A 23759-nucleotide genomic window follows, 5' to 3' on the forward strand; every position below is an offset into this window, starting at 1 on the left:
GTTAGCGACAAGCTTGATTGTTGTCCGCGTGTTCTTTAGGTGATCGCAAGACTTCAGGATCATTTAAGTATAGGAGCCAGCCTATGAAGGTGCTCGTGCCCGTTAAGCGGGTGATCGATTATAACGTCAAAGTCCGCGTCAAATCCGATGAAAGCGGCGTGGACCTCGCCAATGTGAAGATGTCCATGAACCCCTTCGACGAGATCTCCGTCGAGGAGGCCGTGCGCCTGAAGGAAAAAGGCGCCGTGGAAGAAATCGTGGTCGTCTCGATCGGCCCGCAGCAAGCCCAGGAAACGCTTCGCACCGCGCTCGCCATGGGCGCCGACCGCGGCATCCTGGTCAAGACCGACGACACGGTCGAGCCGCTCGCCGTCGCCAAGATCCTGAAAGGCGTCGTCGAGGAAGAGAGCCCGAATCTCGTCATCCTCGGCAAGCAGGCCATTGATGACGACTCCAACCAGACCGGCCAGATGCTGGCCGCCCTGCTCGACTGGCCGCAAGCCACCTTTGCGTCCGAAGTCGTTCTGGAAGACGGCAAGGCCACTGTCACCCGCGAAATCGATGGCGGTCTGCAGACGCTTGCCCTGGAAACCCCGGCCATCGTCACCACCGACCTGCGCCTCAACGAGCCGCGCTATGCGTCCCTGCCGAACATCATGAAGGCGAAGAAGAAGCCGATCGATGAAAAGGCCCCGGGCGATTATGGCGTCGAAACCGCCGCGCGCCTCAGCGTGGTCAAGGTCACCGAGCCGCCGCAGCGCGAAGCCGGTGAAAAGGTCGAGGACGTCGCCGAGCTCGTGTCCAAGCTGAAATCGAAAGGAGCACTCTAATGGCTGTTCTGGTTATTGCCGATCACGACAATGAGTCGCTCTTCGATGCGACCCACAAGACCGTCACTGCGGCCCAGGCCTTCGGTGGCGACATCGACGTGCTGGTCGCCGGCAAGGACGCCGGTGCGGTGGCTGAAGCCGCCGGCAAGATCGATGGCGTCCGCAAGGTGCTGCATGCCGAAGGCGAGGCTTACGAAAAGCAGCTCGCCGAAGCGATGGAAGCGCTGATCGTGCCGCTGATGGATGGTTATGACGCGGTTTTCGCGCCGGCCACCACCATGGGCAAGAACTGCATGCCCCGCGTCGCTGCCAAGCTCGACGTCATGCAGATCTCCGACATTTCCGGCATTGAGGGCACAGATACGTTCGAGCGCCCGATCTATGCCGGTAACGCCATCATGACGGTGAAGTCGTCCGACGCGAAGAAGGTCGTGACCGTTCGCGGCACCTCCTTCGATGCCGCCGGTGAAGGCGGTTCTGCCTCCGTCGAGACGATCGACGCCCCGGCCGGCCCGTTCAAGTCGGCTTTCGTCGAAGAAAAGATCGTCCAGTCCGACCGCCCGGAACTGACGTCGGCCAAGCGGGTCGTCTCCGGTGGCCGTGCGCTCGGTTCGAAGGAAGAGTTCGACCGGCTCATCGTGCCGCTGGCCGACAAGCTCGGCGCCGCTGTCGGTGCCTCACGGGCTGCTGTCGATGCCGGCTATGCGCCGAACGACTATCAGGTCGGTCAGACCGGCAAGATCGTCGCCCCGGAAGTCTACTTCGCCATCGGCATTTCCGGTGCCATCCAGCACCTTGCCGGCATGAAGGACTCCAAGGTCATCGTGGCGATCAACAAGGATGAAGAGGCCCCGATCTTCCAGGTTGCCGATTACGGCCTGGTCGCCGACCTCTTTAATGCCGTGCCGGAGCTCACAGACGCGCTCTAGGGCCGGCCCAAACGCGATTTCGAAAGAGCCCCGGGCCCGAAAAGGTCCGGGGCTTTTCTACATCACCTTCAGCTCATCCATGACATCGCCCATCAGGGCGCCGATCTCGGTGTTCAGCACCATATGGGCATAAGGGTCGAGGTCAGTGGCTTCACGGTTGACGATGACCAGTTTCGAGCCGGCCCGCCGCGCGAGCACGGGAATGCCGGCAGCCGGATAGACCACCAGCGAGGAACCCAGCACGATAAACAGGTCGGACGCCTCGGCTTCCGCACTGGCCCGCTCCATCTCCGCTTCCGGCATGGCCTGGCCGAAGGAGATGGTCGCGGTTTTCAGGAGCCCTGCGCAGTTCACGCAGACAATCTCCTCACCCGCCTCCCAGGGCGCGCGAAGTTCTTCCAGTTCGTGGCGCATGCCGCAATCGAGGCATTTGGCGTAAGACGCATTGCCATGCAGCTCGATCACCTGATGGTCCGGCACGCCGGCATCCTGGTGAAGATTATCGACATTCTGCGTAATGACCGCGCTCACCTTGCCCTGTTTCACCAGCTCGGCAATCGCGTAATGGCCAGCATTCGGATGCGCGCCGACCCAGCCGGCCGCGCCGTTGAAGACGCGGGTCCACGCTTCGCGGCGGGCATCGCGCGAAGCCACGAAGTCCTGGAAATAGATCGGCTGCATCTTGCTCCACACCCCGCCGGGGCTGCGGAAGTCGGGAATGCCGCTTTCGGTCGAAATTCCAGCGCCGGTAAAGATGACAACCCGTTCGGCCAGGTGGATCATCCGCGCCAGTTCTTGTGCATTGCTCATGCCTGATCCTTATACGAGGTCAGGAAAAGCATCCAGACACCCGTCACAATCGCTCTCAGCTTACTGACCGTAAAAAAGGCGGTGAGGCAGATGTGCCCGCAGGGCAACAAGGGCCTGTTGTCTTTATGTGCGTCTGTTGACAAGACTTGATCTTTGACGCACCGCACAATCAATTTAGCTCCTTACGGATTGTACAGAGTTCGGCCTGTCGGAGGGCAGTATGAGCAATATCAAGACCGTCGGCATTGTCGGCGCCGGCCAGATGGGAAACGGCATTGCGCATGTCTGCGCCCTCGCAGGCTATGATGTCAGGCTGAACGACATATCGGACGAGGCGCTCGACAAGGGCATGGAGATGATCGAGGCGAACATGTCGCGCCAGGTCTCCCGCTCGCTGATCTCGCCGGAAGACATGTCGACGGCCATCAAGCGCATTGCGCCGAACACCTCGCTTGAACCCTTTGGCGGCGTGGATCTCGCCATCGAAGCGGCCACCGAACAGCGCGAGATCAAGGAATCCATTTTCAAGTCGCTCTGCGAAGTGGTGCCGGAGCATGCCTATCTGGCCACCAACACCTCCTCGATCTCGATTACGCGCCTGGCCGCCACGACGGACCGACCGGAGAAGTTCATCGGTCTGCACTTCATGAACCCCGTGCCGCTGATGAAACTGGTGGAAGTGATCCGCGGGCTCGCGACCGACCAGGAAACCTATGAAATGGCCGTCGGGGTCGCCAAGTCGCTCGACAAGACGACGACCAATGCCGAGGACTATCCCGCCTTCATCGTGAACCGCGTTCTGGTGCCGATGATCAACGAGGCCGTTTATGCGCTTTACGAGGGCGTCGGCACAGTGGAAAGCATCGACACGGCGATGCGGCTCGGCGCGAACCACCCGATGGGCCCGCTGCAGCTGGCCGACTTCATCGGTCTCGATACCTGTCTCTCCATCATGCAGGTCCTGCATGACGGGCTGGCGGATACGAAATACCGGCCCTGCCCGCTTCTGGTTAAATATGTCGAGGCCGGCTGGCTCGGCCGCAAGGCCAAGCGCGGCTTCTACGACTATCGCAGCGAAACCCCCGTCCCGACGCGCTAGGCAGTCTGGCTGCCCGGCGCCTCAACCCGGCCGCGCAACAAGGTCCGACAGCACAGGCAACCGCTCGACCGCCTCGGCAATCTTCGTAAGGGCCGGACTGTTCTCGAGATGCCAGGCTCGTCGGGGCGTCCAGCGCGTGATCACGGCCACGTAGATATCCAGCGCCGAGTAGCGCTCTCCCAGGAACCATGGCCCTTCCGCGGCGGATTCAAGGTCCCCGTAGAGACGATGCGCATAACCGTGAACAGCGTGGACGAAGGATTCCTGCGCGCCTTCGACGGGCACGAAACGCGAGGGCAAATCCACATAGGTGTAGGTCGGATAGATGTTCGCGACGATGAAGATGAGCCAGCGCAGGAAGTGCGCCCGCTCCGGCGCGCCAGCCGGCGGCACAAGATCATCGCGACCCGTGAGGTCTGCAAGCAGCAGCGTGATCGCGGCGCTTTCCGTCATCACGGTGCCGTCATCGAGGATCAAGGTCGGAATCTGGCGCAGCGGGTTCACCTGCCGCAGCGCATCCTCCGCCCCGACATCGTCGAACAGGTCCCCGGTCGGGATAAAGTCATAGTCGATGCCATAGAGGGCGAGCTGGTACTCGACGATATCGGAGCCCCAGTGCGGCATGCCATAGAGTTCCATCAGGCGATTCCTCCTAGATTTCCGTCGTGCGGATCAGCTCGATCACTGCCAGGATGACCGTATTGACCGCCACGGCGGCCAGGATCATCCCCATGATCCGGCTCACCAGCGCGGCGCCGGCCGGGCGGATCACCCTGAGGATCGGCGACGCGCAAAACATCAGGGCGAGTGCGCACAGCATCACGACCAGCATGATCCCGGCGGTCACCGCCTGCTGCTCGAGACTGAAGCGATTATTATCGGTCAGAACGACAATGGCGAGGATGGCCCCCGGCGACGCCAGGGACGGCATGGCCAGTGGAAAGACCGCCACAGACCCGCCGCTGTTCTCACCTGAAAAGCCCAGCGTCTCCGACTCCGGCTTGGAATCGCCAAAGATCATGGTCAGCGCAAACAGCATCAGGACGATGCCGCCGGCAATCTGGAAGGCCGGAAGGCTGATGCCCAGCGCATTGATGAGAAACTGGCCCGCCACCAGAAAGAAGAGCAGCACGAGCGTCGCCGTAAAGGCGGCCTGAACCGCAACCTTCCAGTGTCGCGACCGGTCGATACCCGCAACGACCGCAATGAAGACCGGAATCGTCCCGATCGGATCGATCACGACCCAGAGCAAAATGAATTGTTCGAGCAAATTATGCGTCATCCGGCGCGGTCAGGCCTTGTCTGTCTGGTGGAACTCTACCGCAAATCGCCTTGGCGGTTGAAAATACAAGGCTCTGACGCGGGCAAACGCAGCGATAATCAGACTATGAAAGCTCGCTGAGACCTTCCCGTAACAAATCGGGCGAACACGCTTCCAGGCTCTCGTCGATCTTCGCGTGCTCGGCTTCCCATATCGGGGCCGCCCTGACGAGCAGCGCGCCGCCCTCATCGGTCAGCACCAGCAAGCGGCTGCGCCGGTCGGCAGGACTGGGCCTCACCTCGACCAGGCCGCGCCGCTGAAGCGGTTTGAGATTGGCCGTCAGCGTCGTACGGTCCATGGCAAGAAGGCTCGCAACGGCGCTCATCGGCGGCGGCTCCGGCCGGTTCAGGGACATGAGGAGCGAGAATTGTCCGCTGGTAAGCCCAAGCGGGCGGAACGCCTCGTCAAACCGGCGCGCCAGCGCACGCGCGGCCCGCTGCGCAGCAAGACATAGGCAATGGTCGCGAACATGGAGGGTGGTTTCGTAGGGGAGCTGATTCGTCATTGACATCTCCATTTATGTTGATATCAACATATTTAGTCAAGGCAATCATACAGGCCTCCTCATGCCGCTGGATCAGAGTGCTACGCTTGAGCTTTTCGCCTTCAACTGGGTTCCCGACATGGCCCGTGGCATGGTCCGCGATCTCCGGCCGCGCTGGGCGATGGAAGAAGCTGGCCTGTCTTACCGCACGCATCTTCTGAATGCCGGCGAAGCACGCCCGGAGAGTTATTTCCTGAAACAGCCGTTCGGGCAGGTCCCCACCCTGGCGGATAACGGAATTGTGGTCTTCGAGTCTGGGGCCATCCTGCTTCACCTCGCCGAGAAGAGTGACATCCTGATGCCGAAGACAGCAGCAGGCCGGGCCGCCACACAGAGCTGGCTGTTTGCGGCCCTCAACAGCGTGGAATCCTTCGTGTTCGAGCTGTTTTTCATCAATGTGATGTATGCAGACGAAGAGTGGGCCAGACTGCGACAGCCCGGGGCCGAAGATTTCATGCGCCGACGACTGGCACCTGTCTCGGGCGCACTCGGCGACAAGGAGTACCTCACCGGCCAGTTCACCGTCGCCGATATCGCGATGGCCACCGTTCTGCGAGAGCTGGACCGTTATCTGCCACTCGCGGAGTTCCCCAATCTCGACGCCTATCTCAAACGCTGCCTTGCCCGGCCCGCCTTCCAACGCGCGCTGGACGCGCAACTGGCAGACCTCACCGCGCCAGCGCCTGAGACCTTCCCCGCCTGAGCGCCCTGAAAGGACCTGCCATGACATATATTGAAGGCTTTATCCTCGCCGTTCCTGAAGACCGCAAGGCGGACTTCATCGCACATGCCTCGGCGGCTTTTCCGCTGTTTGAGGAGTTCGGCGTTACCCGCCATGTCGAGTGCTGGGAAGATCATGTCGAGGACGGCAAGATCACCGACATGCGCCGCGCCGTCAAAGCAAAGCCCGGTGAGAAGGTCGTGTTCTCCTGGCTCGAATATCCGTCCAAAACGGTCCGCGACGGCGCCTATGAAAAGATGATGAGCGATCCGCGCATGGCGGACATGCCGGAAATGCCGTTTGACGGCCAGCGCATGATCTATGGCGGTTTTGAAGCGATCTCCGATATCGGTATCGGGCATGCGGACCCCTATGTGAGCGGCTCCGTCTTTGCGGTTCCCACAGCGAACAAGGCCGCCTTCACCGAATTCACGAAGAAAATGGCTGAGGTCTTCAAGGACCATGGCGCTCTCCGCCTGATGGATGCCTGGGGTGTCGACGTGCCTGTTGGAAAGGTCACCGACTTTCAGGGCGCTGTGCAGGCGAAAGAAGACGAAACGGTGTCGTTCGGCTGGATCGAGTGGCCGTCAAAGGCCGTGAATGACGAGGCCTGGCCGAAAATCATGGAAGACCCGCGCATGGCGGAAATCACGATGCCTGCCGATGGGGCGCGCATGATCTTTGGCGGCTTCACGCCGGTTGTGAACCTCTTCGCAAAGGTCAGCTCCGCCAGCGGAGCGTCACCGGCTTGATCGGGTTCTCGAAGGGGCGCTCCTCGGTGCGCGAGGCGGCCCACTCCTTCTTCAGCGTGCGGTACCATTTGGCCTGCACGTCGATGTCGTCGATCCAGATCATCGCCTTCTGATACTTCATACCCTCGTTCTGGAGATCGACGATATCGCCATCCTGGCGCAGGAATTTCCGTGCGGCCGGCTTGAAGACCGGGATGGCAAGGTTGAGCAGTGGGGCGCCGGTAAACCAGGTCACCTGCGTGATCCGCGTCTTCTTCTTGTAGACCGGCGTCAGACAGGTCAGCGTCAGCAGCCGCGCTTTCTCGTTCTCGACGATTTCCCAGCGATAGCCCGGCAGCTGGAAGATGATCTCGGTCGTCACCTTCCCGCCAAACACCGCCTTGTAGGCAAGCGAATTCGAGGAAGGCTGGTGACGATCAATCGCCCAGCCGCGCTCACGCGGCACGAAGGGCTTTTCCTTCAGCTTCAGCCCCGCGCTCGGCGGGCGCCACCACCATTGCGAATGCACGAAGGCGACATGCGCCGGGTCCATCAGGCCGACGACAGCATCGTCCATATGCGCATTGAACTCTTCGGCGATGATGAATTTCGGCTTTGCGGGCAGTGGCCCGAAATCCGGCGGAGGCAGGTCCGGCTCGCCATGAAGGCGCGGATCGTCCGCGATAAAGACGAAGATCAGGCCATTGGCCTCATGCACCGGATAGCGGCGCACCTTGAAGCGGCTCGCCTCATAGGGCTGCTCTTCCAGCACGGACGGCATGTGGCGGCAGACTCCGTCAGTGCCGAAGCGCCAGCCATGATAGGGGCACTCAACCGTCGGCTCGCCTTCTGTATCCTTGATCTTGCCCGCCGAGAGCGGCACGAGCCGGTGCGGGCAGATATCCCGCAGCGCGAACGCCTCGCCCGCCTCTGTGCGGCCCACGACAATCGGCTGGTCCAGCATGATGAAGTGCTTCAGCCCGCCTGTCTTCAGCTCAGACGAGGGACAGGCGAGATACCAGTTATCGGTCAGCCAGCCTTCAGCGGTCATGCCCGGCTGGCTCTCTGTCTTGGCGTCGATGAGTGTCTCTGTGTCGGCCATCGCGCTGTCCTTTATACCACTCGCCGCCCCTCAGATAGCCTTCAGTATCGCTCTGACAGCATGTCGCCGCTAGTCGGAAGCCTCAAGCCCCGCTATATGCCGCAGTCATGATATCCCGTGACAAGATCCGCAATTTCTCCATCGTGGCGCACATTGACCACGGCAAGTCCACCCTCGCTGACCGGCTGATCCAGGTCACGGGCGGGCTCACCGACCGTGAGATGCGCGAGCAGGTGCTCGATTCCATGGATATCGAGCAGGAGCGCGGCATCACCATCAAGGCCCAGACGGTGCGGCTGAAATACACCGCGAAGGATGGCGAGACCTACATCCTGAACCTGATGGACACGCCAGGCCATGTCGACTTCTCCTATGAAGTCTCGCGCTGTCTCGCGGCCTGCGAAGGCTCGCTGCTGGTCGTGGATGCCAGCCAGGGCGTCGAGGCGCAGACGCTCGCCAATGTCTACCAGGCCATCGAGCAGGACCACGAGATCGTGCCCGTGCTCAACAAGATCGACCTGCCGGCAGCCGATCCGGAGCGCGTGAAGGAGCAGATCGAGGACATTATCGGCCTCGACGCTTCCGACGCGATCGAGATTTCGGCGAAGAACAATATCGGCACCGAGGACGTGCTCGAAGCCATCGTCCACCGCCTGCCCCCGCCGCCGGAGGGCGACCCGGACAAACCGCTCAAGGCGTCCCTGATCGACGCCTATTACGATCCCTATCTCGGCGTCGTCGTCATCGTGCGTATTGTCGACGGCGTCCTGCGCAAGAAGCAGAAGATCCGCATGATGCGGGCGAAATCGACCTATGAGGTCGACAAGGTCGGCATTTTCGGCCCGAAGCCCACCGATGTCGAAGAGCTCGGCCCCGGCGAAGTCGGCTTCCTGACGGCCTCGATCAAGGAAGTGGCCGAAACCGCCGTCGGCGACACGATCACCGACGAGAAGAAGCCGACCGACACCCCGCTTCCGGGCTATAAGGAAGTCGTGCCCATGGTTTTCTGCGGGCTCTTCCCCGTCGATGCCGGCGACTTTGACGACCTGCGCAACGCCATGAGCAAGCTGCGCCTGAACGACGCCTCCTTCACCTGGGAGATGGAGACCTCTGCCGCGCTCGGCATGGGCTTCCGCTGCGGCTTCCTTGGCCTGCTTCACCTTGAGATCATTCAGGAACGCCTGTCGCGCGAATTCGACCTGGACCTCATCGCGACGGCCCCGTCGGTCGTCTACGAGATGACCATGACAGACGGTTCCGAAACGGAACTTCACAATCCGGCCGACATGCCGGACGTGGTCAAGATCGCCGAGATCCGCGAACCCTGGATCACCGCGACGATCTACACGCCGGATGAGTATCTCGGCTCCATCCTGCAGCTCTGCCAGGACCGGCGCGGCATCCAGAAGGAGCTCTCCTATGTCGGCGGCCGGGCCATGTGTAAGTATGAGCTGCCGCTCAACGAGATCGTCTTCGACTTCTATGACCGTCTGAAATCCATCTCCAAGGGCTATGCGAGCTTCGACTATGAGATCATCGGACACCGCGCCGGCGACCTCGTGAAGATGTCGATCCTGGTGAATGACGAACCCGTCGATGCGCTTTCCATGCTGGTCCACCGCGACCGTGCCGAAGGCCGGGGCCGCCAGATGTGCGAGCGGCTGAAGGATCTCATCCCCCGCCAGATGTTCAAGATCCCGATCCAGGCTGCCATCGGGGGCCGCGTCATCGCACGCGAAACCATTTCGGCCCTGCGCAAGGATGTGACCTCCAAGTGCTATGGCGGCGACGCGACGCGCAAACGCAAGCTTCTGGAAAAGCAGAAAGCCGGCAAGCAGCGCATGCGCCAGTTCGGCAAGGTCGAGATCCCGCAGGAAGCCTTCGTCGCTGCTCTGCGCATGGATGACGATTGATCCCATATTAAGCGAGATCTGCTAGCTGACGCGGATGCGCATTGCGATCAGTATCCTCGCCGTCATCGGCTTCTTCGCCATTGTCACGCTTGCGGCCATCCTCTTCGAGCCCAAGCGGATGGACATGTCGCAAGCGCTGGAAGGACCACGGCAGGCCAGCGCGATGCCCGCCATCGCGCCCTCCGACATTTCCGACTACGAAACAGGAAGCGAGAGCCGGCTCGCGGTCCTGATCACGGACGAGGCGTCCAACTGGCTGGGCCTGGCTCATGGCCTGAAGACCATCGGCGTCCCCTTCATCATCACCACCGATCACGACCGCGCGCTCCGTCACGATGTGGTGCTGGTCTATCCGATGGTTTCCGGCCGCCTTGTCCCAGCAGAAACCCTGCGGGCGCTGGCACGCTTTCCGCAGAATGGCGGCACGCTGATCGCGGCCAATGTGCTCGGCGGCGGCCTTGCGCCTGTGTTCGGCTTTGAAGGCGTGAGCGAATCCAAGAGCCACACCCACCTGGTCTTCGACACCCGCTACGCCATTACCTCGGACTTCGCCGAACTCGGACATGACAGGATCAGGATCGGCAGCGAGACAAGCATTGAGACGAATCCCGGCACCAATGCCTACCTGTCACCGGCTGAACCGCCTGTCGCCCGTTATGAGGATGGATCGGCCGCCATTGTGAAACGCAGCTACAGCGACGGAACCGCCTATGCGCTCGGCATCGATCTCGGCCAGCTGCTGCTCAAGGGCTATAATTACAAGGAGACGAACATCTCCGAAGCCTATGCCAACCAGTATCAGCCCACCCTCGACACGCTGCTGCGGCTGATCTCCGCCATCTACCGGGAGGGCGACCCCGACAGCGTCATCCTGGGAACGGTACCGGATGGAAAGAGCCTGTCGGTAATGATGACCCACGATGTCGACTACCGCAAATCGGTCCGCAACGCCGTGCATTATGCGGAGATGGAAAAGGAAAAGGGCGTCCGCTCGACCTATTTCATCCAGACCAAATATATGAACGACTACAATGACGAGACCTTCCTGGACGATGAGGGCATTGAGCACGTCCATGAGCTTGAGGCTCTCGGCGTGGAGATTGCCAGTCACGGCGTGTCCCATTCCCTGCAATTCGACAAATTCGATCTTGGTACAGGGACGGAAGCCATACCGGCCTACCAGCCCTTCGTCAGAACCGCCGAACTGACACAGAATGCCAGCATCATGGGCGAGCTGCGCGTCAGCAAGTTCATCCTGGAAACGGTGACGGACAACAAGGTTCGAGCCTTCAGGCCGGGCTATCTGCGCATCCCGCAGAAGCTGCCCGAAGCTCTGCTGTGGTCCGGATATGCCTACAGCTCGTCGGTCACGGCGAATAAATCCCTGACACATTTCCCCTTCAAGCTCATGGCAAGTCGGGGGTTCGAAAAAGACCTCGAGATTTTCGAGTTTCCGATCACCATCGAGGATGAGTTGCCGCCATTGATGGGAGAGCGGCTGGAGGAGGCGAAAGCCATCGCCGACCGGTTGGCCGCCTATGGCGCGACAATGGTTATCCTGAGCCACCCCGACATCCTCGATCACAAATTCGACTTTGCCGAAGGATTTATCGAGCATGTGAAGCCCTTCGCCTGGATCGGCACGATTTCGGAGTTCGGCGCCTGGTGGGCCGCCCGCGACAAGGTCGGCGTCGATGTCGTCGGCAATTCCGGTCAGAAGGCGGTAGAATTGTCCTGCCCCACCCGGATCGAGGGTTTGACCCTCCTCGTGCCCCGGCAATTTGGCCTGCCGGGGTCACCGACAGGCGGCGCCGTCACAACCGCAGAAGCGGGCTCGTGGCTGCTAGACTGCGAGCCAGGGGGGATGCGCATCCCCATCTCCGGCAATGCTGCCAGCACCTCGTCCCACTGACCTTTGGAGCAAGGCCGAGGCTTAGCCATCCCGTCTCTTTTCATTTCGCATGACGCACGGACAACCGATTACCGTCGGCGAAAACCGTCGCCAGAAGAGATAAAAGGGAGACCCGCCATGCCAGACACCGCCGCCCAGTTCGAAGAGCTGATCTATGAGGTCAGTGACCATATCGCGACAATCACGCTGAACGCGCCGGACCGGATGAACACCATCTCCGGACCGATGCTGGACGGGCTGAGCCAGGCCCTCCTGAAAGCCGACGCCGATCCGGACGTGCGCTGCGTTATCCTCACCGGCGCGGGCCGGGCCTTCTGCGCGGGGCTCAACCTCGAGAGCGCGACCAAAGGCGAAGAGATGGGCTCCGGCGCCATCGGAACCGCCAATCTCGACCTGCGAAACACGCCGCCGACCATCCTCTTCAACATGGACACGCCCACCATCTGCGCCATCAATGGCGGGGCGGCCGGCTATGGCATGGACACAGCCCTTGGCTGCGATATCCGCATCATGTCGGACAAGGCGAAGATGGCCGCGGCCTTTACCAAGCGCGGCATCCTCCCCGAGAGCGGCGGCACATGGTTCCTGCCGCGCATGCTGGGCTGGGAGAAGGCCTGCGAACTGATCTTCACCGGCCGTACGCTGAAGGCAGACGAATGCCTCGCCGAAGGCCTCTGCGCGAAGGTCGTGGCCCATGACAGTCTCATGGACGAGGCCCGCGCGCTCGCCACCGAGATCGCGGGCAATGCGCCGCTGGCCGTTCAGGCCTCGAAGCGTCTGATGCGGATGGGGCTGTCGGAACCCTTCACCGAGCATGTCCACCACGTCTTCCTGCAGCTTCTGCCGCTTATGCGGTCGGAAGATGCCCGTGAAGGCATGATGGCCTTCCTCGAAAAGCGCGAGGCTGATTTCAAGGGCCGCTAGCCCTCGTTATCGGCCGCAAGCGTCCAAAGCTGTCCGGCCTCGAAGGCAAGCGCCTTTGCGTCCTCATCGGCCTTCAATTCGCGCAAGGTGCGCAGGACCGTAGCAAGCTCCTGGCCCGAAAGGGCTGCGACATCGCCGTCGGTCTGGGTGAGGATGGTGAGCAGCGCTTCAGCACCGGCCCCATTTCGCCCGGCCGCGTCGATAGCGGCCAGCAGGCCCGGACCGATCGACCCGGCGGCCATGTCGGCCTGGGCCAGCGCCATGCGCGCATTGACCGGCACCGGCATGTCAAAACCCGACCAGAGAGCGAAAAGCCTCAGGGCAGCGGCCTGCTGGGCCGGCTCGATCGCGCGCTCGACCAGCACGCCTGCGATATCTCCGGCATCGGCCTCGCGCCGCTCACCGCCGAGAATGGAAGCATAGCCTTCCAGCAGTGCCATCTCGAAACGGGCCTTGTCGTCCAGCGTCTCCGGCTCGAGCGCATTCAGCCACTTGTCGGCGAGCGAGACATTGCGGGCTGAAAGTGCGGCAGCCGCAAACAGCCGCGCCTGGGTGGCCGTGTCCGCGCGCGCCGGAATGCTGTCCAGCGCGGCCTCGAACAGCCGGGCGCGCGCCGCGAAATCGGCCGGGCCGGATGCGGCTTCGCGCAGGGCCTGGGCAACGGCCAGCGCCTGTTCTTCAGCCAGGGAGACCTCGTCCACGCCCTCGGGCTCCAGCGCATCTTCCGAAAGATCGTCAGGGCGCACCGGTTCGATCCAGTCTTCGCTCATGGAGCGCAGATCGACCGGCCCTTCCGGGCGGCTGGCCGTCATCGCCGCCGGCGCCGCTTCCGGCTCGGGCGCTTTTGCCAGCACGACAAAGGCGGCTTCGACGGCATTGGACGGCTCAAACTCTTCGGCGGAGATCAGGGTGTCGTACAGGTTGCGATGCGTCTCACCTGAAAGCTCTCCGGCGCGGGCGGCAAGATCGGCGGCCGCCATCCTGAGGGCAAGCCGACGGTTTTCGTCGCGTGCGATCTGAGCCGCCAGGCCCGGGCGCTCTGCCGAGAGGCTCTCCTCGTCCGGCTCAAGATTCCCCAGATCCGACAGCGCCAGCTCAAGCCCCGAGCCATAGCGCGCGGCCGGACGGTCCTCCTGCTCGGCAAGGACGGCAAACGCCGTATTGGCAAACCAGGGATCGGCGCCCTCCTGCTCGCTGGCAATCTCGATCTGGAAATCGGCCGGCTCTTGGTTCGATAGGGCACAGAGCGCCCGCAGCTCCGCCCAGAACAGGCCCTCGCCTGTGGTCTGCTTCTGGGCACAGACAACCTCAAGCTCCCCGCGCGCCAGACGGGCATCCGAGCGGATGATGTCCGGATCAGTGCCTTCCGGGCGCTCCTCCATCTGCTCGCCCAGCCGGGCCGCCGCACTGCGCTCGCCGAGGGCTACGAGGAGGCGCAGGCGTTCCTGCTGCAGCGCATCGGCAAGGTCGCCCTCCGGCGCGGTCGCCGGAGACCGCAGCGCGCGGCTTAACAAGGCACGCTCGGCCGGTGAGAGCACCGACACGTCGATCCGCTCCATCAGGGCCAGCAGGTATTCCGGGTCGGAACCTGTCCACAAACCATCCTGAAGCGGCGCTTCACCGCGCTCCAGATAACTCGCCCCCCAGGCATTCAGATCGCCGAGACCGCTGGACTGGATCTGCGCGGTGGCAGGCAGGGCCAGGCCCGCCAGGGCAAGGGAGATAAGCGCAACCTGCCTTCTAGAAGGCATTATCGATCTCCACGCGCACCTCGCCCGGCTCCGGTTTGGAGGTCTCCACTTCGGAGCCCAGCCACCACAGAGCCGCCAGAACGCCCACAATCAGAATCGCGAAAATGATGAACCACTTGCGCACAGCCAAACCTCTCTTCCCGACACCCTTTGCTGCCGGAATCATTGCCCGCTTCGTACGAGCCTGTATAGGACAGTCATGTGAAAACCGAAAAGTCCATGACCGCAAAGAGCAACTACTCAGGAGACGCTGGCAGAATTGAGGCGGCAATTGCAGACCGCACCATCGCGCTTGTCGGCCTAATGGGGGCCGGTAAATCGACGGTCGGCCGCCGGCTGGCCGAAACCCTTGGCCGCGAGTTTCACGACAGCGACGAAGAAATCGAAAAGGCCGCCGGTCTGGCCATCTCCGACATCTTCACCCTTCATGGCGAAGCCGAATTCCGCCGGGGCGAACGCCGTGTGCTCGAGCGCCTCCTGAACGAAAAGCCGCATGTGCTGGCAACCGGCGGGGGCGCCTATCTCGACCCGGAAACCCGCGACCTCTTGCGCGAGAAGGCCATAACCATCTGGCTGAACGCCGATCTCGAGACCCTGTGGCGGCGCGTCTCCCGGCGCAGCCACCGGCCGCTGCTGCAGACTGAAAACCCGAAAGGCGTGCTCAGTCAGCTTCTGACGGAACGCACTCCGATCTATGAGCAGGCCGACCTCGTCGTGCGAAGCCAGGAGGGGCCCCACAAGGCGACTGTCGATTCCATCCTCAAGGCGCTTGATGTCTGGTCGAAGGGCCGTCATGGCTGACACGATGAGCGAACAGAAATCCGTCCGCGTCGCCCTCGGCGACCGCAGCTACGATATCCTGATCGGGGCGCGCCTCCTGGCTGAAGCCGGGCGCCACATCGCGCCGCTTGTCAAGCAGCCCCGCGCCTTCGTGCTGAGCGACGAAACCGTAGCCGCGCGCTATGCCGGCGCACTCGAAGAGAGCCTTGGCGCGTCGGGCCTGTCGATGAAGCTCAAGACTGTCCCGCCGGGCGAACGCTCGAAGTCATGGGAGACGCTGGGCGGCGTGCTCGACTGGCTACTCGAGGCAGGCGCCGGGCGTGACGATGTCCTCATCGCGCTGGGCGGCGGGATTGTCGGAGACCTGACCGGCGTGGCCGCCTCGCTGATGAAGCGCGGCATGGGCTTCGTCCAGATCCCCACCACGCTGCTGGCCCAGGTCGACAGCTCGGTCGGTGGCAAGACGGCCGTGAATGCACGCCAGGGCAAGAATTTGATCGGGGCTTTTTACCAGCCGCGCCTCGTCCTGGCCGACACCTCGGTGCTCTCCACCCTGCCCGAGCGAGAGCGCCTCGCCGGCTATGCCGAGATCGTAAAATACGCGCTGATCGACGACCCGGCCTTCTTTGACTGGCTGGAACAGCATGGCCGGGATGTCGTCGCACTGGAGACCGAGGCGCTGGCACACGCCGTGGCGGTGTCCTGCGCGGCCAAGGCCCGCATCGTCTCGCAGGACGAGACAGAAGCGGGCGTGCGCGCCCTGCTCAATCTCGGCCACACCTTCGGCCATGCGTTGGAGGCGGCGAACGGGTTCAAATCCTCGCTGCTGCACGGAGAGGCCGTCGCCGCCGGCATGGCGCTGGCGCTGCGCTATTCCGTCCGCCAGGGCCTGATGAACGGCCAGGATGCGGCGCGGGCCGCCCACCTGCTTGAAACCGCGGGCCTCGTGACACATTTGAAGCGCCTTCCAGGGGGGCCTTATCCCGCAGACACGCTCACCGAAGCGATGAAGCAGGACAAGAAGGCCCGCGCCGGCCGTGTGCCGCTTATCCTGGCGCGGGGGCTGGGCCGCGCCTTTATCCAGCCGGACGCTGACCTTTCGGACGTCCGTGAATTTCTCAATGAGGAGCTTCAGCAGGGCTGAGCCATGATTATCGGAACCGCTGTCGCCATCCTGCTTCTGCTTGGGATGTCGGCCTTTTTTTCGGGCTCGGAGACAGCCCTCACCGCAGCTTCCCGTAACCGCATCCATGCGCTGGAGCGTGAAGGCAACAAACGCGCCTCCGTGGTGAGTGCCCTGATCTCTGATCGTGAACGCCTGATCGGGGCGATCCTGCTGGGCAACAACCTCGTCAACATCCTGGCCTCCGCGCTCGCGACAAACCTGTTCGCGACCCTGATGCCGGGCGCCTATGGCGTTGCTGCGGCGACCGCTGTCATGACGGTCCTGGTGCTGGTCTTCGCCGAGGTCCTGCCGAAAACCTACGCGATTACCCGCGCCGACTCGATGGCCATGTCGGTGGGCAAGCCGATCTCGTGGCTGGTCGCCGCGGTCGCCTGGGTGACGGTGCTTATCCAGGCCGTCGTCAACGGGACCCTGCGCATGATCGGGGCTGGCGCGCCTGACGCCTCCTTTACGGCCGAAGAAGAGATCCGCGGCGCCATCGATTTCCACCACTCCGAAGGCGGGGTGGACGAGGCTGACCGTCATCGCCTTGTCGGCGCGCTCGACCTGAAGGACATGTCGGTCGAGGAGGTGATGATCCACCGCAAGAACATCACCATGATCGACTGTGCCCTGCCGTCCAGCGAGATCATCAAGCAGGCGCTGAACAGCCCGCATACGCGCATCCCGCTGTACAATGAGGACCAGGACGAGATCATCGGCGTCCTGCACATGAAGGATTTGCTGCGCGCGGTCGTCCAGACCAAGGGCACGATCGAGGATATCGACATCCAGGACCTGTTGCGCGAGCCGTGGTTCGTGCCGGAGACGACGCCGCTGCAGGACCAGCTCGATCTCTTCCTGAAAGAGCGCAACCACTTCGCGCTTGTCGTCGACGAGTATGGCGAACTGCAGGGCCTGCTGACGCTCGAAGACATTCTCGAGGAGATTGTCGGCGACATCCGCGACGAGCACGACGTTCCCATCCAGGGCGTACGCCCACAGGCCGATGGCTCGGTCATCGTCGAGGGCTGGGTGACGATCCGCGACATCAACCGTGCCACGGGCTGGACCCTGCCGGACGATGAAGCTGTCACGGTTGCCGGCCTGGTGATCCACGAAGCCCAGACCATTCCCGAGCCCGGCCAGCGCTTTGCTTTCCATGGCCATCGCTTCGACGTCATCCGCAAGACACGCAACCAGATCACCGGCTTGCGCGTCGCCCCCGTTCCGGAAGAACCAGAGGAAGACTAGCTCTCCGGCCACAAAGCGCCTTTCCAGGGCCTTGATTCCGTCCAGGTTTCGCTCTTGGCTGACGGTCCAAGTGGAAGGGGATGCATCATGCGGAGAACGGGATTTGCCTTGACGGCCATGGCAGCGCTGATTGGCGTAGCGGCCTGCGCAACAGATCAGGCGACATCGGAATCAGACGAGGTCGTTGTCACCGGCTCTGCCGGCGATGACGCCGCCCCGCCAGAATCCCCACCCCCGCCTCCACCGCCGCCCCCGCCTGCTGCGGCGCCATCCGACGCGATGGCCGAAGCGCCGCGGGAAAAGGCCGCGCCTGACGGTATTGCGCCGGGGCCTGAGCCGGACACGCCGGAGACACCCCTGCCGCAATCGGGGACGCTGACGGCGGGCGATTATGACGATGTCCTCAATCCGGGCCTCTACAAGGCCTATCTCGACGACGCCCTGCAGGGCCCGCTGGGCCGGAAGAACCTGCCCTTCGTCGATGCCACCGACCGGATCGAGCTTGTCCTGACCGACCGGCTCGGCAAGCCGATGCCCTTTGCCGAAATTCTCGTTCAGGATAGCGACGGCCACACCATGTTCCCGCTCACGACCGGCGCGAAGGGCCGGGTCTTCCTCTATCCGCAATTCGACGCGCTGGGCGAAACGGTCACGCTCAAGGCGACCGCGCCGGAGGCCCGCGCGATCAGCCGGACGCTCGATCTTTCAGGCAACGACACGCCCGAGCGCGTAACACTGAGCTTCAAAACCGACGCATCCAAGGTCGAGAAACTGGACCTCCTGCTGACCATCGACGCCATCGGCTCGATGAGCGACGAGATGCGCTACCTGCAAAGCGAACTCCTCGCCATTCTCGACCGCGTCCGCGAAAGCCAGGGCGGGCTCGACATCCATGCCGGGCTGATCGTCTACCGCGATACCGGCGACCAGTATGTCGTGCGCGATTTCGATTTCACTGCCGATCTCGATGCTTTCATGGAGGACCTGAAAGCGCAGAAAGCCAATGGCGGCGGGGATTTCCCGGAAGCCATGCAGGACGCGATGAAGGCCGGTCTCGGTTTTGACTGGCGCGAGGATGCGGTGAAGGTGAACATGCTGGTCGCCGACGCGCCGCCGCATGACGAGGACATTCAGGCCACCTGGGACAGCGCGCTCTATTCGCGCACACGCGGCATCCATATCGTCCCGCTGGCCGCCAGCGGCGTCGATGATACGGCCGAGTTCCTGATGCGCGCGATGAGCCAGATCACCGACGGGCGCTATCTCTTCCTCACCGATGACAGCGGCGTCGGAAACCCCCATGCCGAGCCGACAGTCGACTGCTATGTCGTCACCCGTCTGGACAGCCTCGTCGAACGCGTCCTGACCGAACTCGTCACTGGCCAGCGCATCGAGCCCGACGGCGACGAGGTCATCCGCGTGGTCGGGGACTATAAGGCGGGGATTTGCAAGGTGGACGAGGCGGAGAGTTAGGCCTTACCTGCAGTGGCTCACCTCATTTTTGGGGCACGTAAACGTAACCACGGCGGTCGATCACATAGTTGGGTTTTTGAAGGATCCATTGTGGGTCATAACCAGCGAACTCATCACCGACATAAAACTTGTGGTTCTGCGCACGCTCTTCTGGTGGCGCGGCAACATCTGACTGTTCGAAAGTCTCGCTTTCGGGCCGACCAACAATATCTATTTCCCGCTGTATGGAGGAGCAGGCACCAAACCCCTTCCGTGAAGGGGAAGTATCGATTCCACGCGCATACATCTTCGGTTGATCCGGCTGGGGAAACCGAGAGCGAGGAATCAGAGGAAAGACGTCACTATAATGGAACCCGCTCTTATCAGGCTCCTTCCAAGGAATGATATGGCCTCCACCAGTTCGGGCGAGGGTGCCGAGGAAGTATGAATCTTGATTGATAAAGGCTTTCAGCGACACCCCGTTGTGCTGTTCGGCGTAGCTATTCGACACCCGCTCGAACGCTGAATATTGTTTCCAATAGGCAATAAGAAATCTGTCTTGCGGCGCATCGGTCTCGTCGAGCACATCAGACAGGATTGCCGGATCAACAGGTACGCGGCCTTGAGCCCGGCAGGTTGGATCTACGAGCCCGAAGCCAGCGCCCCTACTTCTTGCCTCCTGCTGAACTTCGACGGGTTCGTGCGTATAATTATACCCCCATGGCCCCGGCAGTGCGCCGATCTGCTCATAGTCCGCCTTCGCCTTTTCCCGCCAAGCCCGCCAGGCCGCTTCATCTGTTTTCGTGACACTCGACTCCACGAACTCGATCTTCGCGAGCGGGCTGTCATAGGCGTCATCGGTCTTGTAGCCCCAGCCGAAACTCAAATCATTGACGTCCTCGATCCAGATGGCGAGCGGGCGCAGATCATCCGGGATGCGGCTTTCGCCAGCCTGTGGCCCATGCTTGATCGGCTCCCACTTCCAGTCCTCGCACATGTCGATGGTCACAAGGCCAAGCACATGGCCATCGCCGACCGGCTCAAACATGATCATGGGGTGATGTGTGATGAAAGCAGTCGGCGTCGTCCCCGGATTGGAAAATGTCACGCCGCCACAGCCCACGACATAATCGAAGCTGACCGGTTCGCCGGTTTCCTTCAGGATGAAGTCGGCCTTCATGCGGTAGAAGAAGGAGGGTGGGCGAGGGGCCGGCTCCGATGCTCTGGTGCTCCGGGCGTGATCTGCTGAGGGGGAGCAAGCCGCGAGGCAAAGGCCGGCAAGGGCGAGGAGCCCGGCAGTACGGCAAGTAATGAGCATTGGCAGCTCCCGGCAGCGCCTCCTCTTTCTTTCAACCTGAAATTAATGCCGTGCTAAACCGGAAGGAAGAATTCTCGCGTCCTGCCGATCCACCGGCGTTCTGCCGCCCTACTGAGCCACCCAGCCGCCATCCATCTGCATCAGCGCGCCATTGATCTGGTCGGCGGACGGGCTGGTGAGGAACACCGCCATGCCGCCGACCTGTTCGGCGGTGACGAATTCCTTGGTCGGCTGGGCGTGAAGGATGACATCCTTGACCACCTCGTCCTCAGAGATGCCACGTGCCTTGGCCGTGTCGGTGATCTGCGCATCGACGAGCGGGGTATGGACATAGCCCGGGCAGATCGCATTGCAGCGTACGCCCTGTTCGGCGCCTTCCAGCGCGACCACCTTGGTCAGCCCGGCAATGCCATGCTTCGCCGCGACATAGGCGGCCTTGTAGGGAGAGGCAACGAGCGCATGCGCGCTGGCGGTGTTGATGATGCGGCCCCAGCCCTTTTCCTTCATCGGCCCCATCACCATGCGGGTGGTATGGAAGGCGGCACTCAGATTGAGCGCGATGATCAGGTCCCACTTTGCGACCGGGAAGTCCTCGATCGGAGCGACATGCTGGACCCCGGCATTGTTGACGAGAATATCGACGCCGCCGAAATCCCGTGTGGCATAACCGATCAGGCCCTCGATCGCATCCGGATCGGTCAGATCGGCACCCGAAAAACCCACCTTCACATCGAAGCGCTTTTCGAAGTCCGCCACCAGCGCCTCATCCTCACCCGGCTTGACCAGCCCGTTAAGGACGATATTCGCCCCTTCTGCCGCGAAAGCTTCAGCGATCGCCTTGCCGATTCCGCTGGTTGACCCGGTGACGAGCGCTGTTTTTCCGCGATGCAGCATGATTGCTCCAATGTTCTTGAGTGAGGCCTTCGGCTTGTTTAGGACAAGTCAGGACAAGACAACAGTGACCGAGGCGCGCATGGGCTCAGTTTTGCAGTCGTTTCAGGCAGGTTTTCCGACATTCCTGATCTGGACCGGTACGGCCGGAGCGATGCTCATCCTCGCGGCGACTGTCTATATCCTGCTGACACCGTGGAAAGAGCTGGCGCTGGTGAAGGGCGGCAACGGCACCGCCGGCCTCGCGCTTGCCGGGGCGATTGTCGGGCTTGCCATTCCGCTAGCCTCCTGCCTGGCCTCCAGCGTCAGCCTGTTCGACCTCATGCTGTGGGGCCTTGTGGCGCTGATCCTGCAGCTTCTCGCCTATCGGCTGACCGATCTCCTCTTGCGCGATCTGCCCAAGCGCATCGAAAATGATGAGGCCGGCGCGGCAATTGTCTTGATTTCAACAAAACTTGCGAGTGCTATGTTGCTGGCAGCCGGGTTGTGGGATCCGGCCCTGCAGAGATTTTAGGGAGACCTTCGGACCTTGCGTTTCGTTCCTGACTGGCTGGTCTACACGCTTGTGCTTCTCGCCATCGTCGGCGGCGTGTTTTCCAATACGCCGGATCAGGACGCGCCACCCGCAACCCCGGACTCGATTGAGCGCGAAGGCGCGACCCTGCCGCCGCCCTCGGCCTTTGACGAAACCATCCTGGTGCGCGTCGAATCGCCCAAGGACGGGCTCGGCACCGCCTTTTCCATCAACACCGAAGGCCAGTATCTGACCGCGCGCCATGTCGTCGAAGGCTGCGAGGATATCTCGCTGCTGGTCGCGCCGAACCGCTATCTGGATGTCGAGGAAGTCACGCTGTCGGAGAATAGTGATCTCGCCCTCATCACCGCCCCGCCAAGCCTGGCCCCGGTTGCGCTCGATACCTCGGCCGACATGACCGTCGGCAGCTACGGCTTTCATGTCGGCTATCCGCAGGGCCGCCCGGGCGAAGCCGCCAGCCGGCTCATCTCCCGTTCGCGCCTGGTGACCAGCGGGCTGCGCTCGGGCGAAGAGCCTGTGTTGGCCTGGGCCGAGACCGGCCGCACCAGCGACCTCGATGGCTCGCTCGGCGGCCTCAGTGGCGGGCCGGTCTATGATGCCGATGGCAAGGTGCGCGGCGTGATCATCGCCGAAAGCCCGCGCCGTGGCCGCATCTACAGCGCCTCGCCGGAAGCGATTGCCCGCTTCCTCGAGGAGCAGGGCGTCGAACCGCTGGGCGACCGGCCGGTGCCGATCTCGCCGCAAAGCTATGGCGGCATGGCCGACCGTGCGCGGCAAAGCCTCCAGGTGGTCAAGGTCGCCTGCAGCGTCGACAGCAGCCATTCATGAGCGCTTTCGCTGACCGGCTGATCGCGGCAACGGACCGCCATGGACCGCTCTGCGTCGGCATCGATCCGCATGCCGGGCGGATCCCGGCGCTTTTCGGCGGCGATACGCCGGAAGGCGTCGAACGCTGGGGCCTTGCCCTGGTCGAGGCCGCGAAGGGCCGGGCCGGGGCGGTCAAACCCCAGATCGCCTTCTTCGAACGGCATGGCTGGCAGGGGCTTCGCGCCCTCACCCGCATCCTCGAAGCCGCCCGCGACGCCGGCCTGGTTGTCCTGATGGACGCCAAGCGCGGCGATATCGGCTCGACCGCCGAAGGCTACACCGCCGCCTTTCTGGCCAAGGACGCGCCTTTCCCGTGCGATGCGCTGACGGTGAACCCCTATATGGGCCTCGACACGCTGGAGCCGCATGTCCGCGCCGCCGAAGACGACGGCAAGGGCGTCATCGTCCTGGCGCGCACCTCCAATCCCGGCTCGGCGGATTTCCAGTCGAAAAGCCTCGACGGCGCACCGCTCTTCGAGCGGGTGGTGGAAGCCCTCGCCCCAATGATCGACCGGCTGAAAGGTGTGTGCGGCTGGTCCGGCCTGATGCTCGTCACCGGCGCGACCGGCCCGGACGAAGCCCGCCGCCTGCGCATGCTGGCGCCGGACGCGCTGTTCCTCGTGCCGGGCTATGGCGCTCAGGGCGCAGGTGCGGCCGATGCGCTGGCCGGGTTCAGGCCAAAGGATAACCGGCTCGCCGGCGGGGTCGTCAGCGCCTCGCGCTCGGTCAACTTCCCGCCCGGTGCGGCCGAGGCCACGACCATTGAAGACTGGCAGACCATCGTCACCGCCGCGATCAACGCCGCTCAGGCCGATCTTCTGGCCGCAAGCAAGGTCTGAGCTTACCTTGCGTCTATCTCGACAAGCCCTCCAAATGGCCTAGCATGCCCTCCGTCACTCAGGCTCACCCA

24 protein-coding genes are annotated in these 23759 nt (G+C 62.7%); 15 read left to right on the forward strand and 9 right to left on the reverse strand.

The window, feature by feature from the left end; genetic code table 11:
* Positions 1 to 83 precede the first annotated feature (83 nt).
* Complete coding sequence (locus tag B8784_RS18135) at positions 84 to 830, forward strand: electron transfer flavoprotein subunit beta/FixA family protein (protein ID WP_084399291.1); 747 nt, start codon at positions 84 to 86, stop codon at positions 828 to 830.
* Positions 830 to 1759, forward strand: coding sequence for an electron transfer flavoprotein subunit alpha/FixB family protein (locus B8784_RS18140; RefSeq protein WP_084399292.1), 930 nt, complete (start codon positions 830 to 832; stop codon positions 1757 to 1759). The genes B8784_RS18135 and B8784_RS18140 overlap by 1 nt, the downstream gene beginning before the upstream one ends.
* A gap of 57 nt (positions 1760 to 1816) precedes the next feature.
* On the opposite strand, the gene B8784_RS18145 is transcribed toward B8784_RS18140, so the two are convergent.
* The gene (locus B8784_RS18145) at positions 1817 to 2569 is read right to left on the reverse strand and encodes an SIR2 family NAD-dependent protein deacylase (protein WP_233356230.1); all 753 of its coding nucleotides are present in this window, start codon (positions 2567 to 2569) and stop codon (positions 1817 to 1819) included.
* A gap of 220 nt (positions 2570 to 2789) precedes the next feature.
* On the opposite strand from B8784_RS18145, the gene B8784_RS18150 reads away from it, so the two are divergent.
* Positions 2790 to 3668, forward strand: coding sequence for a 3-hydroxybutyryl-CoA dehydrogenase (locus tag B8784_RS18150; RefSeq protein WP_084399293.1), 879 nt, complete (start codon positions 2790 to 2792; stop codon positions 3666 to 3668).
* 21 nt (positions 3669 to 3689) lie between these two features.
* Here B8784_RS18150 and B8784_RS18155 read toward each other — a convergent pair whose 3' ends face one another.
* The 3 genes from B8784_RS18155 to B8784_RS18165 form a co-directional block, all read right to left on the reverse strand.
* The gene (locus B8784_RS18155) at positions 3690 to 4307 is read right to left on the reverse strand and encodes a glutathione S-transferase family protein (protein WP_084399294.1); all 618 of its coding nucleotides are present in this window, start codon (positions 4305 to 4307) and stop codon (positions 3690 to 3692) included.
* 13 nt (positions 4308 to 4320) lie between these two features.
* The gene (locus tag B8784_RS18160; protein WP_084399295.1) at positions 4321 to 4950 is read right to left on the reverse strand and encodes a MarC family protein; all 630 of its coding nucleotides are present in this window, start codon (positions 4948 to 4950) and stop codon (positions 4321 to 4323) included.
* A gap of 103 nt (positions 4951 to 5053) precedes the next feature.
* Complete coding sequence (locus B8784_RS18165; protein WP_407646494.1) at positions 5054 to 5500, reverse strand: MarR family winged helix-turn-helix transcriptional regulator; 447 nt, start codon at positions 5498 to 5500, stop codon at positions 5054 to 5056.
* A 55-nt stretch (positions 5501 to 5555) separates the two neighbouring features.
* Here B8784_RS18165 and B8784_RS18170 point away from each other — a divergent pair, with 55 nt between their 5' ends.
* Together B8784_RS18170 and B8784_RS18175 are read left to right on the forward strand one after the other, a co-directional pair.
* A complete protein-coding gene (locus B8784_RS18170; RefSeq protein WP_084399296.1) occupies positions 5556 to 6236 on the forward strand; it encodes a glutathione S-transferase family protein in 681 nt (226 codons plus the stop codon).
* A 20-nt stretch (positions 6237 to 6256) separates the two neighbouring features.
* Positions 6257 to 7006: a DUF1428 domain-containing protein gene (locus B8784_RS18175; RefSeq protein WP_084399297.1), complete on the forward strand. Its 750-nt coding sequence runs from the start codon at positions 6257 to 6259 to the stop codon at positions 7004 to 7006.
* Here the strand turns inward: B8784_RS18175 and B8784_RS18180 are convergent.
* Positions 6975 to 8087: an aromatic ring-hydroxylating oxygenase subunit alpha gene (locus B8784_RS18180; protein WP_084399298.1), complete on the reverse strand. Its 1113-nt coding sequence runs from the start codon at positions 8085 to 8087 to the stop codon at positions 6975 to 6977. The genes B8784_RS18175 and B8784_RS18180 overlap by 32 nt on opposite strands.
* Before the next feature lie 107 nt (positions 8088 to 8194).
* Here B8784_RS18180 and lepA point away from each other — a divergent pair, with 107 nt between their 5' ends.
* The 3 genes from lepA to B8784_RS18195 all read left to right on the forward strand — a co-directional run bounded on the left by lepA (position 8195) and on the right by B8784_RS18195 (position 12836).
* Positions 8195 to 10000: a translation elongation factor 4 gene (gene lepA, locus B8784_RS18185; protein ID WP_084399299.1), complete on the forward strand. Its 1806-nt coding sequence runs from the start codon at positions 8195 to 8197 to the stop codon at positions 9998 to 10000.
* Positions 10001 to 10034: 34 nt separating this feature from the next.
* Complete coding sequence (locus B8784_RS18190) at positions 10035 to 11912, forward strand: polysaccharide deacetylase family protein (RefSeq protein WP_084399300.1); 1878 nt, start codon at positions 10035 to 10037, stop codon at positions 11910 to 11912.
* Between the two features lie 117 nt (positions 11913 to 12029).
* Positions 12030 to 12836, forward strand: coding sequence for an enoyl-CoA hydratase/isomerase family protein (locus B8784_RS18195; RefSeq protein ID WP_084399301.1), 807 nt, complete (start codon positions 12030 to 12032; stop codon positions 12834 to 12836).
* On the opposite strand, the gene B8784_RS18200 is transcribed toward B8784_RS18195, so the two are convergent.
* Together B8784_RS18200 and B8784_RS21420 are read right to left on the reverse strand one after the other, a co-directional pair.
* Complete coding sequence (locus tag B8784_RS18200) at positions 12833 to 14587, reverse strand: hypothetical protein (protein ID WP_084399302.1); 1755 nt, start codon at positions 14585 to 14587, stop codon at positions 12833 to 12835. The genes B8784_RS18195 and B8784_RS18200 overlap by 4 nt on opposite strands.
* Positions 14577 to 14717, reverse strand: a complete 141-nt coding sequence (locus B8784_RS21420; RefSeq protein WP_143435617.1) for a cell envelope integrity protein TolA — start codon at positions 14715 to 14717, stop codon at positions 14577 to 14579. The genes B8784_RS18200 and B8784_RS21420 overlap by 11 nt, the downstream gene beginning before the upstream one ends.
* Before the next feature lie 89 nt (positions 14718 to 14806).
* Here B8784_RS21420 and B8784_RS18205 point away from each other — a divergent pair, with 89 nt between their 5' ends.
* From B8784_RS18205 to B8784_RS18220, 4 genes are all read left to right on the forward strand, one after another.
* Positions 14807 to 15388 (forward strand): shikimate kinase, encoded by a 582-nt coding sequence (locus tag B8784_RS18205; protein WP_084399303.1) that lies wholly within the window; start codon positions 14807 to 14809, stop codon positions 15386 to 15388.
* Positions 15381 to 16511, forward strand: a complete 1131-nt coding sequence (gene aroB, locus B8784_RS18210) for a 3-dehydroquinate synthase (RefSeq protein WP_143435618.1) — start codon at positions 15381 to 15383, stop codon at positions 16509 to 16511. Before B8784_RS18205 ends, aroB begins: the two co-directional genes overlap by 8 nt.
* A 3-nt stretch (positions 16512 to 16514) precedes the next feature.
* Complete coding sequence (locus B8784_RS18215) at positions 16515 to 17786, forward strand: HlyC/CorC family transporter (RefSeq protein WP_084399305.1); 1272 nt, start codon at positions 16515 to 16517, stop codon at positions 17784 to 17786.
* Between the two features lie 87 nt (positions 17787 to 17873).
* Positions 17874 to 19259 carry a vWA domain-containing protein gene (locus tag B8784_RS18220; protein WP_143435619.1) on the forward strand — a complete coding sequence of 462 codons (1386 nt, stop codon included), beginning with the start codon at positions 17874 to 17876 and terminating at the stop codon, positions 19257 to 19259.
* A 22-nt stretch (positions 19260 to 19281) separates the two neighbouring features.
* Here B8784_RS18220 and B8784_RS18225 read toward each other — a convergent pair whose 3' ends face one another.
* Both B8784_RS18225 and B8784_RS18230 read right to left on the reverse strand, forming a co-directional pair.
* Positions 19282 to 20418 (reverse strand): hypothetical protein, encoded by a 1137-nt coding sequence (locus B8784_RS18225; RefSeq protein ID WP_084399307.1) that lies wholly within the window; start codon positions 20416 to 20418, stop codon positions 19282 to 19284.
* Between the two features lie 246 nt (positions 20419 to 20664).
* Positions 20665 to 21450 (reverse strand): 3-hydroxybutyrate dehydrogenase, encoded by a 786-nt coding sequence (locus B8784_RS18230; RefSeq protein ID WP_084399308.1) that lies wholly within the window; start codon positions 21448 to 21450, stop codon positions 20665 to 20667.
* On the opposite strand from B8784_RS18230, the gene B8784_RS18235 reads away from it, so the two are divergent.
* Genes B8784_RS18235 through pyrF form a run of 3 tightly spaced genes read left to right on the forward strand, consistent with a single transcriptional unit; the run spans position 21395 to position 23688 of the window.
* Positions 21395 to 21961, forward strand: coding sequence for a DUF350 domain-containing protein (locus tag B8784_RS18235; protein WP_233356233.1), 567 nt, complete (start codon positions 21395 to 21397; stop codon positions 21959 to 21961). The two genes, B8784_RS18230 and B8784_RS18235, sit on opposite strands and share 56 nt — an antisense overlap.
* Before the next feature lie 15 nt (positions 21962 to 21976).
* Complete coding sequence (locus B8784_RS18240) at positions 21977 to 22810, forward strand: S1 family peptidase (RefSeq protein WP_084399309.1); 834 nt, start codon at positions 21977 to 21979, stop codon at positions 22808 to 22810.
* Positions 22807 to 23688: an orotidine-5'-phosphate decarboxylase gene (gene pyrF, locus B8784_RS18245; RefSeq protein WP_084399310.1), complete on the forward strand. Its 882-nt coding sequence runs from the start codon at positions 22807 to 22809 to the stop codon at positions 23686 to 23688. Before B8784_RS18240 ends, pyrF begins: the two co-directional genes overlap by 4 nt.
* Positions 23689 to 23759: the final 71 nt, after the last annotated feature.

The organism is Henriciella aquimarina (genome assembly GCF_002088975.1).
Lineage (GTDB): Bacteria > Pseudomonadota > Alphaproteobacteria > Caulobacterales > Hyphomonadaceae > Henriciella > Henriciella aquimarina.

What these genes read in the sequence shown, in the direction of transcription:
- B8784_RS18135 (WP_084399291.1), top strand. Translation starts at nt 84, where the DNA reads ATGAAGGTGCTCGTGCCCGTTAAGCGGGTGATCGATTATAACGTCAAA.
- B8784_RS18140 (WP_084399292.1), top strand. Translation starts at nt 830, where the DNA reads ATGGCTGTTCTGGTTATTGCCGATCACGACAATGAGTCGCTCTTCGAT.
- B8784_RS18145 (WP_233356230.1), bottom strand. Translation starts at nt 2,569, where the DNA reads ATGAGCAATGCACAAGAACTGGCGCGGATGATCCACCTGGCCGAACGG.
- B8784_RS18150 (WP_084399293.1), top strand. Translation starts at nt 2,790, where the DNA reads ATGAGCAATATCAAGACCGTCGGCATTGTCGGCGCCGGCCAGATGGGA.
- B8784_RS18155 (WP_084399294.1), bottom strand. Translation starts at nt 4,307, where the DNA reads ATGGAACTCTATGGCATGCCGCACTGGGGCTCCGATATCGTCGAGTAC.
- B8784_RS18160 (WP_084399295.1), bottom strand. Translation starts at nt 4,950, where the DNA reads ATGACGCATAATTTGCTCGAACAATTCATTTTGCTCTGGGTCGTGATC.
- B8784_RS18165 (WP_407646494.1), bottom strand. Translation starts at nt 5,500, where the DNA reads ATGTCAATGACGAATCAGCTCCCCTACGAAACCACCCTCCATGTTCGC.
- B8784_RS18170 (WP_084399296.1), top strand. Translation starts at nt 5,556, where the DNA reads ATGCCGCTGGATCAGAGTGCTACGCTTGAGCTTTTCGCCTTCAACTGG.
- B8784_RS18175 (WP_084399297.1), top strand. Translation starts at nt 6,257, where the DNA reads ATGACATATATTGAAGGCTTTATCCTCGCCGTTCCTGAAGACCGCAAG.
- B8784_RS18180 (WP_084399298.1), bottom strand. Translation starts at nt 8,087, where the DNA reads ATGGCCGACACAGAGACACTCATCGACGCCAAGACAGAGAGCCAGCCG.
- lepA (WP_084399299.1), top strand. Translation starts at nt 8,195, where the DNA reads ATGATATCCCGTGACAAGATCCGCAATTTCTCCATCGTGGCGCACATT.
- B8784_RS18190 (WP_084399300.1), top strand. Translation starts at nt 10,035, where the DNA reads ATGCGCATTGCGATCAGTATCCTCGCCGTCATCGGCTTCTTCGCCATT.
- B8784_RS18195 (WP_084399301.1), top strand. Translation starts at nt 12,030, where the DNA reads ATGCCAGACACCGCCGCCCAGTTCGAAGAGCTGATCTATGAGGTCAGT.
- B8784_RS18200 (WP_084399302.1), bottom strand. Translation starts at nt 14,587, where the DNA reads ATGCCTTCTAGAAGGCAGGTTGCGCTTATCTCCCTTGCCCTGGCGGGC.
- B8784_RS18205 (WP_084399303.1), top strand. Translation starts at nt 14,807, where the DNA reads ATGACCGCAAAGAGCAACTACTCAGGAGACGCTGGCAGAATTGAGGCG.
- aroB (WP_143435618.1), top strand. Translation starts at nt 15,381, where the DNA reads ATGGCTGACACGATGAGCGAACAGAAATCCGTCCGCGTCGCCCTCGGC.
- B8784_RS18215 (WP_084399305.1), top strand. Translation starts at nt 16,515, where the DNA reads ATGATTATCGGAACCGCTGTCGCCATCCTGCTTCTGCTTGGGATGTCG.
- B8784_RS18220 (WP_143435619.1), top strand. Translation starts at nt 17,874, where the DNA reads ATGCGGAGAACGGGATTTGCCTTGACGGCCATGGCAGCGCTGATTGGC.
- B8784_RS18225 (WP_084399307.1), bottom strand. Translation starts at nt 20,418, where the DNA reads ATGAAGGCCGACTTCATCCTGAAGGAAACCGGCGAACCGGTCAGCTTC.
- B8784_RS18230 (WP_084399308.1), bottom strand. Translation starts at nt 21,450, where the DNA reads ATGCTGCATCGCGGAAAAACAGCGCTCGTCACCGGGTCAACCAGCGGA.
- pyrF (WP_084399310.1), top strand. Translation starts at nt 22,807, where the DNA reads ATGAGCGCTTTCGCTGACCGGCTGATCGCGGCAACGGACCGCCATGGA.